This is a genomic window from Halococcus thailandensis JCM 13552 (genome assembly GCF_000336715.1).
GTDB lineage: Archaea > Halobacteriota > Halobacteria > Halobacteriales > Halococcaceae > Halococcus > Halococcus thailandensis.
The window spans coordinates 1-16,534 of record NZ_AOMF01000089.1 but is presented as its reverse complement, the minus strand read 5'-3'; the positions used below and the strand labels follow the sequence as shown (position 1 = coordinate 16,534).

Genomic DNA, 16,534 nt, shown 5'->3' with positions numbered 1-16,534 from the left:
CTCCACAGAGAACACCCATATAGAGGGGCTGAGAGGAGATAACGTTGCAGTTCTATCTGGGTACGGATTTACTGGATGGTCCACTCAGCGTAGCCAAATGCGTCGAATAGTTTTTCGCCTATCCAATCGCACTCAGCACACCTGTAACGTGTCATTGGGGTGTTTCCTCGGTGATGCGGGCTATTACAGTGAAGAATAGGCCAACGTGCGCGATGAGACTCTGAAACGTGAGAGCAGTATTCTCGCCGTAGTAGAGCGCAATCACGGGAGGCACGAGCAGGAGCGTTCGTACCAGCCCTATGGTCCTGAGGAAGACACGACGGAACCCTCGATGATTGACTTCATGAACCTTGCGGGCGAGGCTGAAGTCGTTGACCCCACGATTACCGAAGACGCGGCCATCGCTGGGAAAACACTCTGTGAGGCAAACAGTAAGAAATTGATCGGTGATGACGTACTCGTCATAGCAATCGAGCATGGTAAGTCGATCATCACGCCGAAAGGCAACACGGCCATCCAAGCGGACGATCTCGTGATGGTTTTCGCACGAACCAGTGTCTCCGATAAGCTTCTCTCGTTGTTCACCGACGACCCAATAACGAGCTGACGCACGGACTGTTCCAATAGGGGTCGGGTCCTCCTCGGTCTCGGACGAAACATTTCTCGTGATGTTTCTGGACCGCTGGTTTGCTCACTCCCGTCCAAACAGCCGTCGGAGACGTGAGGTGAGTTCGAGATCTCGTTTGGCAAGGATGACCGTGCTATCGGCTTTCTCGCCGACTTGTTCGGGGATCGCTCCGAAGACCACTCGTTGGAGCAGGCCCTCGCGGGTCGCGCCGATGACTGTGAGGTCGTGGGCGGCCGAGCGTTCGGTGATTGCGTCCACCACGTCGTCGTTTTCGACGACTGTCCCTTCGGCGTCGATATCGCCGAAACCAGCAAGCGTGTCTTTGAGCACCGCCTTGGCATCGTCGCGTTCGCCCTCCGTCGCATCGGACGCAACTACCCGAAGCAACTCGACGTGTGCGCCGGGCGCACGAGCGATGGCGGTGGCGATCTCGCCGGCGAGTTCGGCATGAGGTCCGCCAGCGGTCGGCAGCAGAATCGACTCGATCGTTCGCGCGACGTCGGGGTCGATGCGTTCAACCAACACGTCGCAGTCAGCCTCGGTTACGACCGTGTCCACGATGCTGCCGAGGACAACCTCGCGCCGACGCGCCCGCCAGCCGCCCCACCCCATCAGCACGGCATCGGTGTCGTACTGCTCGATAGTGTGGAGGATGGCGTCGTCGACGTGATGGGCGATCCGGACCGTTCCGCTGACCGGAACGTCCGCTGCCTCGCCGGTTGGTTCTGTCGCGGGTTCGAGGTTGCCGCTCCCGTCTGCGAGTGCCATCGCACGATTGAGGACTTCGCGTCGCTCATCAACGTACTGGCGTCCCCGCGAGAGTGGCGTCTGTTCGGGCAGTGAGACGACCGAGAGAACTAACACCTCGCCGTTTCTGTCCCGTGCAAGGTCGATTGCCGTCCGCATCAACTGCTCGACGTGGTCGGGGTTAGCGATGGGAACGACGATGCGATAGTCGCGGTCATGGCCCGAAGGGTTGTGCTCGGCGACTGCCGTGGGTGTCTCGCGTTCGATCTCCTCGGTCGTTGGCGCACCCCCTTTCCACGCGAACCAGAAGGCGACGCCGATGACTTCGGCGAGCAAGCCGAGCAAGATGCTCGATGGCTCGACGTTGACGAGGAGAACGAGTGTTGCGAGTACCGCGACCACCGGGACCCACGGCACCGCCGGCACCTCGAAGCCACGGTCGAGATCGGGGAACTTCCGGCGCGACCGCACAATGGCGATGTTGACCACGATAAGCCCTGTGAGCAACATGAAGTCCGCGAAGTGGGTGATGGCCTCGATACCGAGATGAAGCTTCGAACCAAGCACCGGCAGTGCGAACGGCAGACGGAGGATCGCCTCGCCTTTGGGACCACCACCGAACAGCACGGTGAACACGAAGATGTACAGAACGATTAGTCCACCCGTGAGAAACACCGACTGATATGGCGTGTTGAACGAGGGATGAAGCTTCTCGAAGCGGTCGGGGAGATGGTCCCGACGACTCATCGCCAGCTTGACCCGTGAGCCGGCAAGGATCGTCGCGTTCGCCGCCGACACCATCGAGAGCAACGCTCCGACAATAATGATGTAAAACCCGACCGGGCCGAGGTAGTACTGGGCGGCGTAGGCCATCGAGACCTCGCCATTGTTGCGAATGAACTGTTGGGCGTCGACGCCGCCGAGGTTGGCTGCCTCCGCAAGGAAATTCAAGAACTCTTGATTGTTCACCGCGAACACGATCACCAACACCACGAGCGCGTAGACCACTGTTACGAACCCCATGCTGAAGAAAATCGCCCGTGGGATGGTGGTGCCCGGCTCTTCGATCTCCTCGGCGTTCGTGGCGATCGCCTCGAATCCGAAGAAGGTGATGAACACCAACGAACTTGTCACGGCGATGTCACGGAAGTCGGCGAATCCCTGTGTGTTCTGAGAAATCGAATTTCCGATTACATCAGTGTTGAACGCCTGAAGGCCACCGAAGAGAAAGAGGCCAATAAGCATGATCTTGAGTGCGGTGACGATGATCTGGAACAATCCTGTCTCCTCGGTACCCTTGAGATTGATACCAATGAGCAGCGCGAGCACGCCAACCGCCGACAGCCAGTACGGCGCTGCCGCGGGAATCGAGAGGAGTGGGTAGATGAACCGATAGAACCAGTCGCCGAAACTCGCCAGATAGAACGCCGCGCTCGCGGGATAGCCGAGAATCATCGACCACCCTACGATGTACGTCCAGTCGCGGTCGAAAGTGTTGGCAACGTAGGCGTATCCACCACCGCTTTCGGGGTACAGCGAGGCGAACTCGGCGTAGGCGAACGCCGTGAACGAGGCGACGAAGGCCGCGATCAAAAAGGAGCCGATAGCGAGCACGCCGACGTTGCTCACCGCAAGCCCCGAGAGCACGAAGATACCAGCGGCAATCATGGTGCCGACGCCGAGCGCGACCGCGCCGACGAAGCCGATGTCACGGTCGAGCTCGGTCTCAACACCCGTCACTTCAGAGTGGTCCGGGGCACCGCCGGCCATTGGAGCCACTACGCCCAAGAGCAGCAAAAGCCTTTGTACACTCGTTATCAGTCTGTATTCAAACTTGGCAGTATCGATTGTTCGGAGAACAGGGTACTGACTCTATGAGAATCCTGCTTAAGTCCCTGTTCACCCTGAAATCAGGCAGGTAGATTGCTCATGCACGATTATGCTCGAAATCAACGCCGTCAGTGTGAATTCCATAGGTGTGCATGACGAACCAACCCATCCGACCTCTGACACAACAATCACCAAAGCCACCAAGCGCTGGAGAACCGAGTCAAATCGAAGCACTCGAACAGAAGGATTCAATCTAGCAGTGGCCAGTTTACTGAATATCCATCCTCGTGAAACGGAACTGGCTCACAGCCATCAATACGAGTGTGGCAGCAAGCAGGATGCCCGCACTCGTAAAGTCGTATGTCCCTTCGAGCAAAATCGCGTTCGCGTCGAAGTAGCTCATCGGAGCGATATTCGCCAGCCATCCGTAGTCCGTCACAGGGATGAACGATTGGAGCAGGTACAGCGCGAAGAGTACGCCGATCGCCGCGTTCTGGGCGGTGTCCTTGTCGTTGAGAAGCACCGACAACACCAGCCCGATGGCCCCACAACACAGTAAGTACGGGATCGAGAGTACGTGGACCATGATGAGTTCCTCGACCGCTATCGACGGCTCGATGAACAGCGTACCGACGTAAATCGCCGCCGGCGTGATGACGCTGGCGACGAGGACTGGTACCAGCAGCGAGAGGAACGTCTCAACGAGGATGGTCGTCCGCGAGATCGGATTCGCAAGCAGGACGTCCATCCGGTCTTCGTCGATATCGCCCCGAACCGATCCCGCCGCGCTGTACGCGAGGTAAATCCCGAAAAACACCGCCCACATCAGGGTGTAGAACTCTCCGGCGAGCAATCCTTCGAGGCTCGTCATACTCTGAAGGCCGAACGCCTCAATGAACGGTTGGGGCAACTCCGTCATGATCTGCTTGAACTGGGCGCTGGCGGCGACGTTGGTCGTGACGAGCGGAGCGGTCGCGACGAACAACATCGCTAGCAGCGTAAACGCGACGCTGATGCCGAGCGCGCTCTTGAGTCGGTGCTCCCCTTCGTAACGCAGGACATCGAGGGTCATTGAATATCCATCCTCCCAAATCGCCACTGACCGGCGAGAACCAACACCATGGCGGTCACGAGCAGGATTCCTGCACCCGCGAGGTCATAGTTGGCGTTGACGAGGATTTCGGTCGGGTCGAAGTAATTCATCGGCGTGAGAACACCGAGGAACTCCAGATCCGTGCTGATGAACACCGTCTCGACGAGAAACGCCACCACGAGCACGCCGACCGAAGCGTTCTGGGCGAGACTTTCGTTTGCGAGAAACACCGAGAGAACGAATCCGACCGCCGCACAGCACAGCAGATACGGCACCGCCAGCGTGTGAAGCATGACGAGGTTCGTAACGTCAAGCGGTTTGTCGATGAGTACCGAACCGATGTAGAGCACGATGGGCGTGATGGCGTTGACTGCGAGGATGGGTACCAGCATCGAGAGGAATTCCTCACCAACGAGTTTCATTCGAGAAATCGGCGCGGAAAGGAGGGTATCCATCCGGCCCGTCTCGATGTCACCGGCGACCAGTCCAGCTGCGGTGTAGGCAAGATAGAGACCGAGTACGAGTATCCACCCAAACTGATAGAGTTCGACCGCAAGCAGTCCCGAGAGGGTGTTGAACGACGCAAGACCGAATCCCTCGGTGAACTGCTGGGGGAAGTTCGCGAAGATTGCTTCGATGTCGAAATCGGAATAGGCAGGCGAGAGCGCGACGAACATTGCGCCGTAGAAACTCGCCGCGGTTGCAATAGTGGCCCCGAGCACCAGTTTGCGTTCGCTCTCGTAGCGTGCGACTTCAAACATCCGCCTGCCTCCCGACGGTGCTCGGCTCGCGGTCGGGGTCAACCTCGCCATAGAAACGCATGAACACGTCTTCGAGCGGGGCATCCTCGATATCGAGATCAAGGACATCGTACCCGATGAGGTGTTCGAGCAGTGCGTTGTAATCGCCGGTGTAGGTGAAGCTCACGCTCGTCCCATCACGGCCGCTCGACGTGTCCTCCCCACCGTCCGCCGATTGGGTGTTTCCGCTGCCGTCGGCCGCGGTCGGCTGGGCGGACTGCTCGTCGCCGGTGACGCTTACGTCGTGTGCGCCCTCGATGGCGAACGCACTGGGCTCGGCAGGTTCGGCGACGTGGACCGAGACGCGCTTGCCACCGCGTTCGAGCAGCGTCTCGACGTCTTCGAGATCGACGAGGTGGCCGTTGCGGATGACGCCCACTCGGTCGCAGATCTTCTGGACTTCGCTCAAGATGTGTGACGAAAAGAAGAACGTCGTGCCCTTTGCTTGTTCGTCGCGGATGAATTCGTAGAACCGTTCCTGCATCAGTGGATCGAGCCCCGAGGTGGGTTCATCCATGATGACGAGATCTGGATCGTGCATGAACGCGAGCACGACCGCGAGCTTACGCTTGTTGCCCGTCGAATACTCGCCGATCTCACGGTCCATCGGCGGATCGAACAGTTCGAGCAACTCCTCGCTGCGCGTATCGCCCTTGAGCGAGGCCTGATACCGGAGAAATCGTTCCCCAGTAACGCCCTCGTCAAAGCCCATCTCCGCGGGAATATACCCGACTTGTCGCTTGGCCTCAATCATCGCGCTCCGATCGGTAATATCGTGGCCGAGCACGGTTGCACCGCCGTCAGTCGGTAACTGAAATCCCATCAGCGTCCGGATGGTGGTGGATTTCCCCGCTCCGTTCGGTCCGAGAAAGCCGAAGACTTCGCCGTCTTCGACGGCAAACGATAGTGACTCGATTGCACGAACGTTTCCGTAGTCTTTCGTGAGACCGTTCACTTCGATCGCTACCATAGCTGACACTCAGATCTATAACCAAATATCAGTTTCGGTCATATAGTTATATATGATGACCGAATTGGTTATGTATTCATAGATCAAGGAAGTGGCATGCGTGGTTTCAGCGACGACGAACGAGACCGGATTCGAGAAGAGCTGATCGAGACGGGACGCGAATTACTACTCACGTATGGACCGAAGAAAACGACGGTCGCGGACATCACGGATCCAGTCGGGATCGCGAAACCGACGTTTTACCAGTTCTTCGACGCAAAATCTGATCTCTACATCGTGATTCTCGAACGCGAATTACAGGAGTACATGGAGACCGCCAGGTCAGAGCTCGAAGACGTCACTGACCCCCAAGAGGCACTGAAGCGATTATTTTGGTCCTACGCTGAGTTCGGCGACGGGAATAAGTTCATCCAGCAAACGGTCATTCGGGGCAACTACCAAGATGTGATTGGACGCACGTCTTCGGAGCAGCTCGACGACTTCGTTCGAACCGAAATGGCGGAATTCATTCCTCTTATCGAAGACATCCAGAGCCGAAGCGATGGTCCACTTTCCGAGATGGACCCCCTCACTGTCCTGGGCATCATGGGCTCATCGATTGGCCTATTGGTGCTCCATAAGGACGAATACGAGCAATACGAGGGGCAGTTCGAGGGCATCGAGGAAGGCTATTACCACCACATGCAGGACACGTTGATCACAACCCTCGCACGAGGACTGACAGTCGAAAGATGAAACCAGTCAGGTTACGGCTGACTGGCCACTAGACTGGTAGTTCCAAGCCGCCAGCCAGAAGACGAGACCACCGAGAAGCCACCACGGTCCCACACGAACGTCTGCCAGTGGGCCGACGTCTAGGTCGCAGGGCCAGAAAAACTAATGATTCCCAGAGGTCGGCTAGGTGGATTCGTCATGCACGGCTACCTGCGTAATTATATCCCGTCAGAATATTTTACTAAACTACGTTCATCGAGATCGATCCAGCCAGTCTCATATACTTCGATAGCAATGAACTACGGATTGACTCCGTAGATCAGCGATCGAGCGAACACGAGGACGGGAATGATTTCGAGTCGTCCGATCCACATATTGATCACGAGCATACCCTCTGCGATCGGGTGCATCGATGGGCCAGTGATCCCTGTTGAGAGACCGACGTTACCCTGCGCACTCGCGACCTCGAACAGGGCATCCGCATAGCTGAATCCCGGTCCAACCAGATTCGAGAGGATCACGCTACCTCCAATCAGAACAAGTACCCNCGCATAGCTGAATCCCGGTCCAACCAGATTCGAGAGGATCACGCTACCTCCAATCAGAACAAGTACCCAGAGCAAACTCACAATAGCGGCCTCGCTGAACTCGCGTTCCATCCCTTCCCTGTCAAGTTGGCGATCACCGATGTGGGTGCTTACAACGGCACTCCCAGGTAGGAACACCCGGGAGAACTGCCAGCGGATGCCGCGTACGATAGTATAGCCGCGGATGATCTTGATCCCGCCGACCGTCGAGCCGGCCGCTCCACCGAGTACCATCGCTCCTGACGTGATGAGTTTCCCACCTGCACTCCACCGACCGACTGGCGAGGACTGAAAGCCCGTGCAGGAGAGCGCGCTGACGAACTGGAAGGCCGAATCGCGCAAAGAGAGCGCCGGGGCGAACGTCTGGAGGTTCTGGAGAGTCAAGACCGCGATTCCCGCTCCAAGCAGGATGAACAGCCAGCGCGTCTGGAGNAGGTTCTGGAGAGTCAAGACCGCGATTCCCGCTCCAAGCAGGATGAACAGCCAGCGCGTCTGGAGGTCGTCGAACAGCTCACGGAGATCCCGGTTTTTGAGGACGGCGTAGTGGATCGGAAAGGCGATCGCGCCGAGGGTCATAATGGGGAGGAGGACGGTCTCGACCAGCGGCGAGTCGTAGGTCGCGATCGAGTTGTCCGTCACCGAGAACCCACCCGTAGCGAGGCCGGTCATCGCGTGGTTGAGCGCCTGCCACGCGGCTTCGGCTGGCGGCAGCGGCTCGCTCACGAGCAGCGCACCGAAGAGGACGAGGACGGCCAGAACCGTGTAGCCGAGGAAGATCTTCCAGACCGTTCGCACTGTGGAGACGATGCTCGGATGGATGCGCTCCTTGCGGGCCTCGCTGCGATAGAGCGTATAGCTCCCGCTGCCGGGCCGCGAGAGGATCGACACCGTGAGCACGATCACGCCGACGCCACCGACCCACTGCATGAGCGAGCGCCACCACAGCAGCGTGCGCGGCAGCGACGGCTCGTGAACGGCCATCGTCAGTCCGCTGCCGGTCCAGCCCGACATCGACTCGAAGACCGCGTGCAGCGGGTTCTCGAAATACTGGAGACTCGACATAGCGTAGCTCGCCCCTTCGGGGACGTAGGCGGCCGCGGAGGCCGGCGAAAGCAGGTGTGCCGAGAGGAAGAAGGGCAGCGCGCCGAAGACAGCGGTGAGCAGCCAGCCGGCGGCGGCGATGATCATCCCGTGTTTCATCCGTGGAGTGGGCGCGGCGGCGAAGACGCGTCTGGCGGTCCCGCCGACCGCGAGAGTAAGGATGGCGGCGAGGAAAAACGCGAGCGCGACGCCGTACTCCCTGAACGCGAGCCCGACTAGCGCGGAGCCGCCCATGAGCGCCGACTCCATCAGGAGCAATGAACCAACGTCACGAACAATAGTAGCGAGATCAGCCGGGAGCCCGGCGATAGTATGTCCTTGACGCATTTCAGCGTCGTTGGTGGTTGGTTCGGAGGGCTCCGGTGTGGTCTTCGAAGTGCCCGAAAACGTCTGTGACGCCGGGAACCGCGCCTTCGGCCGAGTATATCACAAGCAAATCGCCTGCCTCGATACGCGTGTTACCACGAGGGGTGATCGGTTCCTCACCGTTGCGATCAATGGCGACGATGAGAGTTTCCGTAGGCAGCAACCCCTCTGTGTCGGCCTCGGCGACCGTTTGATCGGCAATTGCGGCCTCCTCGCCAACGGTGATTTCGAAAATCTCCGCGCGTTCACCGACACGCATGAAATCGACGATCGATGGCCGTTTCACGGCGCGATAGAGATACTCGGCGATGAGTCGCTGTGGGTTCTCCATCCCGTTGACGCCGATCTGTTGGAAGACGCTCAGGTGTTCGGGATCATGAACGACCGAGACGACGTTAGGAACGTCGAGCTCCTGGGCGAGCAAGCAGACCATGATATTGGTTGCGTCGCGGTCAGTCGTTGAGACCAACGCATCCGCACGATCGGCTCCAGCATCTTCGAGCGTATCCTTGATGGTAGCATTATCATTGAGTACGAGACAGTCGTATGCAGCAGCGGCCGCCTCGGCCCTCGACTCGTCACGCTCGATGACGACTACCTCGTTGCCGCCAGTGGTGGCGATCTCGATCAGTGGTATGCCGATGTCGCCCGCGCCGACGATTACGATGTACATTCATCCACCACCGTTCCGATATAGACCCAGTGGAGATCTTCCTCACCAGTAATGTATCTTTCCGATCGCACGTGGTAGAGATACGGTCCATGCGGGCACTCGTCGCACCCATCAGCGCAATCCTGACGCTTGACCACGGTTGTATGGGTTCCATGGTCTTCGATGGAGATGATCTCTTCATTCGGACCGGCTTCAATTCTCGAAGCTGGATCAATGCGAGAATTCAGGAGGGCTTGTCCATAGTCGAGGACAGTACGGAGTGATTCATCATCGAGCTGGCTGAGTTCAGCCGCTATCGATGATGGTAGGACATTCGGTGGGGCCGGGTTGTTGTTTTGCATATGTTGTTTCCCGGAAATACCGTCGGATGCGGGATTTGGTTCGGTGTTCATAATACAAGAAATCGGCTAGCTACACTCCCTCTAGCTTGTGTGAGCTTGTTAGTCCATAGACGGGATACTTTTGAGCTACAATTCGAGCCCCGAAATCATGATGACTGGCAAGGCGCATAGGCATCGTTAGATAGCTATCTACATGAGCCTTATGTCATCACCAAATGCCAAAGGGAGGTTTATACAATACCTGTGGAAGACATGTGGAGATTCCTGCAGGGGGAATGGTTAGGGCTCAGTAGCTCTGTATGATTGTTTGGGCGGTTATTCGAACGACAACTGCTCCGAGCCGAAACCAACGAACGCAGCCAATATCGATATCTAGTTCCGAGTACTGGATACCATTGAGTACGTGAAGGACAATCAACAAGCCGGTCTCGATACAGATGGTGAAAACGAATGTGGACCCAAACGTTGTGAAATACAGATCTGATGTAAGCGATAGAAATTGATACCGTGGGTCAGGACCCCGTCCGATTGTAGAGGATTCTTCACAGTGCTCTCCGTCGATTATTCGATGCCAAGGTTCGCTTGTACGCCATCGTCTTTCAGCCAGCGATAGTAGCGAGATGTACGGGCGGGCGTGTTTTCTTTCGCCATCAAGACTGTCTCGTCCGCACCGCTCCTCACCCGTTCTGGATCCGATCCGTATACGAACTGCTTCAACAGACCCTGTGTCGGTGCGCCGATGACTGTCACATCGTACTCGTCCGAGCGTTCGATGATCTCTTCAGCGATGGTATTCGTCTCGACAATGGAGGTTTCGGTCTCATTTACCATGCTGAGTGTGTGTTCTGCGGCCTCGACGACGTTTTCGGCGTCGACGCGCTCGCCGTCCGTCGCATCTTCCGCCACCCCATGAATCACATGCACTTGTGCGTCGGCTTCCGCAGCAAGTGCCTCGGCGATCTCGGAAGCGAGCCCGGAATGAGGTCCTTCGGCAGCTGCGAGGAGTATTCGCTGTGGCTGTTCGGGTGGTGAACCGACGCTGTCCTGTGGNTCGGAAGCGAGCCCGGAATGAGGTCCTTCGGCAGCTGCGAGGAGTATTCGCTGTGGCTGTTCGGGTGGTGAACCGACGCTGTCCTGTGGTGGGCCTCCCCCGAACCGTTGAACGAAGACGTCACCCTCGGCTCGTGCGGCAAGTTTTTCGACGGTATCACCCGAAAGAAGCCGACGACGTTGTGAGGATTCATCCCGTACGCCCAACAGGACAGCGCTACAGTCGTGGTGGCTGGTCAGGTCGAGGATCGTATTGACTTCGTCGTGGGTGATGCAGATCCCCCCACTAACGGGAATATGCTTTCCCAACTGTTCAGTATATGCGATGAATCGGTCGACTTCTTGACGCGCTTGCTCGGCTATCGCATTGTTTTCGACGAAGGACAGTGGTGTCTGATATGGTATGAGAAGAACATTCCGTATCAGGATCTCAGCGTCACGATTACGAGCAATAGCCCGCGCCGTCTGAAGCACCCGCTCGACATCGCCCTCCATACGACGCTCGATGTCGGAATCGAGGATTGGGACAAGTATTCGGTCCGAACTCTCAGTCGCGTTGGTCGCGTCGCTTTCCGTGCTCGCTCCGTTTTGTTTGCTGGACATAGTTGTTCAGCCTCTACAACTCCTCCGCAGATAAATGTGTGCCTCACAGGTGCCACAAACCTATGCCACACGAAGTGTCTACATGTCATAATCTCGGAGCAGACAGCGATGAAAGAGCGTTCATCATTTATCTGTGTCTGTCCCGGGTTCAGCCGTTCGTTTCCGAATCGCACATCGAGACGACTCGCTACGAGCAAGCCACCTCATCATAGCAGAGGGCATTTGTCCTTGGATTTCGAGGACCTCGTATGAATATTGTCGTTGTTGGTGCCGGCCGTATTGGGAGTCACGCGATCGAGTTGACAACACGCGAACAGGAGCACGACGTAATCGTCATCGAGAAAGCCCCTGAGACGGCCGAGGCGGTCAGCGAGAAGTACGATTGTCTCATGACCAACGGCGATGCGACCTCTCGGGAGGTGCTCACCGAGGCAAGCGTCCCGGAAGCAGATGCGTTGATCAGCACCACCGACGACGATTCAGTCAATCTCACAGTAATGATGCTCGGACGCGAACTCGGCGCGTCTTCGCTCGTGAGCGCGGTTCGGGACCCCGGTCATCTCAGTCTCTTTCGTGAACTCGGGGTCAATGTCATCCAGAATCCACAGCGTCTCACAGCGCAGTACCTCGTCCACTCGATCCAGCGTCCCTCGATACGGGATTTCATGAGACTCGGGGAAGGTGCTGAAATCTTCGAGATTCCGATCACAGTGAATGCCCCCGTTGGGGACAAAACGCTTCAGGAGGCCAACGAAGGAGGGTTGATCCCCGACGAGACGATCGTGGTTGCGATCGATCGCGACGGCGAGTTGCTCATCCCTGAAGGTGACACGGTAATCAAGCGAGGAGATCTCGTCACGGTGTTCTCGCGAGAAGGAGCGACCTCACAGGTCGTAACACCGTTCACCGGCGAGTAATCCGTATTGGGCTGTCACAGCATCGATTCTTCGCCGTAAATCAGGGACGTTCGCTCACTGGACCCCCGTTTCTTTCCTGGTTTGCTCCTGAAGCGCCGTTCGAAACCGTTCCGATTGCAAAAGTGCTGTACGAAACTGTTCCGATTCCACGAGTTCTTCGAGGAGCTCCTCGGAGTCCAAGAGCACGTCGACCAGTCGCTCGCTCGTCAGCGGCTCGTCAGGGAGTTCCTCCGCATCAAGCAAGTCTCCATCTAGCTGTGCCGAGCGAAGGTCGTCGATTGCTATCTCCCCAGAGAGCAGATCGAGCGATTTGAAGTTCAGTCGCCAGCCGCCGCCGCGTTCGGCTGGTATCGTCACTAGCAAGTCGAGGTCCGCTAAGATGTGGAGCCGTTGAAGAACGTACGGTTCGCGCAAATCGAGCTCGTCGGTGACCGTGGACGAATCGGCTTCGCCGTTGTGTTTGGCGAGCACTTGGAGAATATAGAGATCATCAAGCGTGATCGGGCTGTGGTCCTCTCCTTCCGTTTGTCGTGCCTCCAGCAATCGCTCCATGACTCGCTCGCCGAACTCGCTGGCCGTCACGTGGTCGTATTCTGAGCGGAGCTGAAAAGCGATCAACCCCTTATCGGTGATCGTGTATTGGTTCGAACGTTTCGAGGGGCCCACTTTTTCTAGGAGACCTTTTCCAGTCAGTTCAGCTAGTCTGTTGTTAATGTACTGACGGTCTCGGTCAAGCACTTCAGCCAAATTCGGCGCGATGTGACGCTCACCATCGCTCACCTCCTGAAGAATGTCGAAGTCCGTCGGTTTGATGAGTTTCATGTCTAGCTCTACGCCGCCCGCCTCTATGACTCTTATGTCCACTAGATGTGTGTTGTGTACATTTTTATCTCACCTGTGATCAACACATGTTTATACTGCAACCGCTTACCGAGCCAGTAATCGACCGGTGAGGACCATCCGTTTCAGCATCGAATGGAACATCGAAGCCATCTACCGGTCGAAACCGTCCACCAATGATATCGACATGCACGTCGGCAGTTCCCGTCGAACTGGACAGTGAAACTGACCGCTACGATCACCAGCGCCAGGGGCACGTCGTGGTGGCTGTGATCGACAGCACCGGCATTACCGGCCAGCACGCGGTTGGGCAAGTGTACCTTCCACGCTCGCTGTTCGAGAGAAACTACGGCTTGCGATGGATCCCCGGCGACGGATGTCTGGAGTGGTGTGCATGAGGGGAGTGGAAGAGGAGGCCGTCCCGGCTGTACCCGAATCGCTTCCACGTGCGCTCGCAGGACAGTTTGAGGAATTGGATGAAGGCGAACTTCGCGCGGCCTTCGAGTACAGCCGTTCGTTACTCCGTTTGCGGCACGACAGTCAGTATCGACGTGAGCTGTATGAGGGGCAGGATCGGATCCGTCGAAACGGGAACGATGATCGATTGGCGATCAAGAAAGCGCTTCCTTGTACTGATAACTGTGAAGACTGTCGAAATGGATTATATCTGTACCATATCATGTATAGTGATGGAAACGGTCGCAGACAGCGAGAGCCTATCGGGAAGATCAAAGGCCGTACCAGTGTGAAACAAAGACCATGATGTGTCGCTATAGAAGTCTGTACAAAGCACAGCAAATCGAGAGGTTGGTAGCCAGCGTGAAGGTGGGAATGGTCCGATGAATGACTCCGTCGAATATTCTATCGACATCTTTGACGGCGACTTAACCGAAGAGACCGAACCGTACCTTCAGCTTTCCACGCAAAATCAATTCACGAATCGGTACCGAATCCTCGTTCCGGTGCCCGAACAGGTGATTACAGAAGATGATCCAGAATCCATCGAGCCGGTTTTAGCCAGTGCCGAAGCACTCGCTCACGAACATCATGGGTCGGTTCTCCTCGTGGGAATAACGACAGTATCGGGACAACGCTCGCTCGCACGAATCAAACGATGGATCGATAACGACGGTCGGGAACGGCTCGAAACAGAAGCACAGCAGACATACAGCAGAGCACAAGACCACGTCGAATCGATGCTCGAAACTGTCGAACGGTCCCGCATCGATGCGACAGCACACGGGCTACTCTGTGCCGATCATCGAATGGCCGCAGCGATCCGCCACACCGCTGCACGATACCACTGTGACAGCGTCCTGATGACCCAAAGCACGAGGTCGCGCTTCCGATGGAGGTTCGATCAGGGTGCCGTCGAAACTATGCTTGCCGACGTCGATTGTGACGTGTTTGTCGAGAATCCGAGAGCAAGGGTGGACGGGCAGGGACACATACTGCTCGCAGCGGGGAGCGGTCCACACACCGGTCTCGCAGCGGTAGCTGCTCGCGCGCTTGCACTGAAATCTACTGCTGATATTGACGTGATCCACGTGCTCGACCCGGACGCTGGCGGCGAAGATCGTACAGAAGCACGGCGAGTCCTGGATTTCATTTCGCCGGTTTTGGCCGATCTGGAAGGGGTTACAACAGAGATCGTTGAGGCGAAAGATGCGTCAGCCGAGATAATCAGGCGATCGGATGCATACGACGTGACTATCCTCGGGGCACCGACTAAGAACGCGCTCAGGCGGTTTCTGTTCGGTTCGACACCGGACGCTGTCGGACAGCGAGCCTCAGGGACGGTATTAGTCGCAAGACAAGGGGGTGGTACTCCATCGTCGGTCTACTACCGATGGAAACAAGCCATCGAGCAAAGCGGGGCGGTCACTGACGAGCAATCGACCGAGTAGTCCACCGATCAAATCCTATGTTGGAAATATATCATTAATTCATATATCCGAGCGTAAAACCACTGTACTGGCTAAATACTCGAAAATCGCCGGTTCGACATGCTTATGGGGGCGAATGATTATGGTAGTTGTGATGGCTATGTGTGAACCACAGATTGCCTGCGACGAAGAGAGATGGGAACATCAGCCGCAGTCATCGACAAATTATCCGGGTGGGCTGGATGGGAGACGTCCGTTGATAGTATCCACACAGCAGGAGCTGTGTATGAATCGCTCATCCCGAACTGATGAATACAGTAACAGGGTGGTCGGACAAAATGGCGTGCGCATCCACCCGCAGGATCGCTCATCCTTGCTGGTATCACTGGGGGCTGGACCATGTTGATTGGAATTGCTGCATTAGGTGTCCTCACGCTCGCCGTGCTCGCGTACCTCTCGTACGTGATGCTGAATCCGACGAGGTTCTGACCGATGGCAAACCCAAGCCCTCTCGTCGAGTATGTGGTGTTTTTCGCCATACTCATCCCACTCATCTATGTAGTCGGCGAGTACCTCGCATGGGTCTATCGCGACCAAGCGAACAGCGATTTTAGCCTGCCGCGCCATTTTCAGTGGTTCGAGCGGCTGGATGGGGTGTTCTCGTCTATCGAAAACGCCATCTATCGGGTGAGCGGTATCGATCCTACTCGTCGGATGAACTGGAAACAGTTCGCCGTTGCTGTCTTGATCTTTAATGGGTTCATTTGGGCCTTGTTGTGGCTCGTTCTGTCCTTCCAGGACGTGCTGCCGATGAACTACGCCGGTGTGGATGGAGAGAGCTGGGATCTTGCCTTCCACACGGCGAGCTCGTTCACCTCGAACACGAACCAGCAACACTACATCGGTGAGAACCTCTCGGTGTTNTGTATAAGAGACAGGGTGTGGATGGAGAGAGCTGGGATCTTGCCTTCCACACGGCGAGCTCGTTCACCTCGAACACGAACCAGCAACACTACATCGGTGAGAACCTCTCGGTGTTCGCGCACACCTTCGGGATCGGGGTTGCAATGTTCCTTACTCCCGCAACGGGCCTTGGCGTGATGCCAGCATTCGTACGGGGGTTCACCAACCGAGAGAACTCTAACCTCGGCAACTTCTACGAGAACGTCGTGCGGGGGCTGGTACGATTCTTGCTCCCGATCGCGTTCCTTATCGCACTGATCCTAATAGCAGAAGGCTCCGTTCAGACAATCACGAGTGGGAAACTGACCGCTGAGACGTTCACTATGGGGATTCAGAACATGCGGATCGGTCCCCACGCCGGCATCGAGGCGATCAAGATGTTCGGGACGAACGGCGGCGGCATCAACGGCGCGAACGCCGCCACG

The 16,534-nt window shown here is 56.9% G+C and carries 15 protein-coding genes and 1 pseudogene; 7 read left to right on the top strand and 9 right to left on the bottom strand.

Going from position 1 to position 16,534, the window contains the following annotated elements; genetic code table 11:
- Positions 1-205: 205 nt before the first annotated feature.
- Positions 206-607, top strand: a complete 402-nt coding sequence (locus C451_RS03635) for a TrkA C-terminal domain-containing protein (RefSeq protein ID WP_007737825.1) — start codon at positions 206-208, stop codon at positions 605-607.
- Between the two features lie 84 nt (positions 608-691).
- On the opposite strand, the gene C451_RS03630 is transcribed toward C451_RS03635, so the two are convergent.
- The 4 genes from C451_RS03630 to C451_RS03615 form a co-directional block, all read right to left on the bottom strand.
- Positions 692-3,145 carry an amino acid permease gene (locus C451_RS03630; RefSeq protein WP_007737823.1) on the bottom strand — a complete coding sequence of 818 codons (2,454 nt, stop codon included), beginning with the start codon at positions 3,143-3,145 and terminating at the stop codon, positions 692-694.
- 328 nt (positions 3,146-3,473) lie between these two features.
- Entirely contained in the window at positions 3,474-4,277 is an 804-nt protein-coding gene (locus tag C451_RS03625) for an ABC transporter permease subunit (RefSeq protein WP_007737821.1), read from the bottom strand.
- Positions 4,274-5,059, bottom strand: coding sequence for an ABC transporter permease subunit (locus tag C451_RS03620; RefSeq protein WP_007737819.1), 786 nt, complete (start codon positions 5,057-5,059; stop codon positions 4,274-4,276). Before C451_RS03620 ends, C451_RS03625 begins: the two co-directional genes overlap by 4 nt.
- Positions 5,052-6,068 carry an ABC transporter ATP-binding protein gene (locus C451_RS03615; protein WP_007737817.1) on the bottom strand — a complete coding sequence of 339 codons (1,017 nt, stop codon included), beginning with the start codon at positions 6,066-6,068 and terminating at the stop codon, positions 5,052-5,054. The genes C451_RS03620 and C451_RS03615 overlap by 8 nt, the downstream gene beginning before the upstream one ends.
- A gap of 96 nt (positions 6,069-6,164) precedes the next feature.
- Between C451_RS03615 and C451_RS03610 the strand changes: the two genes are divergently transcribed.
- The gene (locus tag C451_RS03610; protein WP_007737815.1) at positions 6,165-6,803 is read left to right on the top strand and encodes a TetR/AcrR family transcriptional regulator; all 639 of its coding nucleotides are present in this window, start codon (positions 6,165-6,167) and stop codon (positions 6,801-6,803) included.
- Between the two features lie 278 nt (positions 6,804-7,081).
- Here C451_RS03610 and C451_RS03605 read toward each other — a convergent pair whose 3' ends face one another.
- The 4 genes from C451_RS03605 to C451_RS20765 all read right to left on the bottom strand — a co-directional run bounded on the left by C451_RS03605 (position 7,082) and on the right by C451_RS20765 (position 11,395).
- Complete coding sequence (locus C451_RS03605; protein WP_049912838.1) at positions 7,082-8,797, bottom strand: TrkH family potassium uptake protein; 1,716 nt, start codon at positions 8,795-8,797, stop codon at positions 7,082-7,084.
- A gap of 1 nt (position 8,798) precedes the next feature.
- Positions 8,799-9,509, bottom strand: a complete 711-nt coding sequence (locus tag C451_RS03600; RefSeq protein WP_007737812.1) for a potassium channel family protein — start codon at positions 9,507-9,509, stop codon at positions 8,799-8,801.
- Complete coding sequence (locus C451_RS21740) at positions 9,497-9,901, bottom strand: hypothetical protein (RefSeq protein WP_152420391.1); 405 nt, start codon at positions 9,899-9,901, stop codon at positions 9,497-9,499. The genes C451_RS03600 and C451_RS21740 overlap by 13 nt, the downstream gene beginning before the upstream one ends.
- A gap of 510 nt (positions 9,902-10,411) precedes the next feature.
- Positions 10,412-11,395, bottom strand: a complete 984-nt coding sequence (locus tag C451_RS20765) for a universal stress protein (protein WP_449271503.1) — start codon at positions 11,393-11,395, stop codon at positions 10,412-10,414.
- A gap of 356 nt (positions 11,396-11,751) precedes the next feature.
- On the opposite strand from C451_RS20765, the gene C451_RS03585 reads away from it, so the two are divergent.
- Positions 11,752-12,420, top strand: a complete 669-nt coding sequence (locus C451_RS03585) for a potassium channel family protein (protein WP_007737806.1) — start codon at positions 11,752-11,754, stop codon at positions 12,418-12,420.
- Positions 12,421-12,474: 54 nt separating this feature from the next.
- On the opposite strand, the gene C451_RS03580 is transcribed toward C451_RS03585, so the two are convergent.
- The gene (locus C451_RS03580) at positions 12,475-13,002 is read right to left on the bottom strand and encodes a hypothetical protein (protein ID WP_241431170.1); all 528 of its coding nucleotides are present in this window, start codon (positions 13,000-13,002) and stop codon (positions 12,475-12,477) included.
- A 434-nt stretch (positions 13,003-13,436) separates the two neighbouring features.
- On the opposite strand from C451_RS03580, the gene C451_RS03575 reads away from it, so the two are divergent.
- From C451_RS03575 to C451_RS24300, 4 genes and pseudogenes are all read left to right on the top strand, one after another.
- Complete coding sequence (locus C451_RS03575) at positions 13,437-13,658, top strand: hypothetical protein (RefSeq protein WP_007737801.1); 222 nt, start codon at positions 13,437-13,439, stop codon at positions 13,656-13,658.
- 981 nt (positions 13,659-14,639) lie between these two features.
- Positions 14,640-15,167, top strand: a complete 528-nt coding sequence (locus tag C451_RS23575; RefSeq protein WP_241431169.1) for a universal stress protein — start codon at positions 14,640-14,642, stop codon at positions 15,165-15,167.
- A 378-nt stretch (positions 15,168-15,545) separates the two neighbouring features.
- Positions 15,546-15,635 (top strand): potassium-transporting ATPase subunit F, encoded by a 90-nt coding sequence (locus C451_RS24305; protein WP_080503472.1) that lies wholly within the window; start codon positions 15,546-15,548, stop codon positions 15,633-15,635.
- 3 nt (positions 15,636-15,638) lie between these two features.
- Positions 15,639-16,534: pseudogene (locus C451_RS24300) on the top strand (potassium-transporting ATPase subunit KdpA); the annotation flags it as partial.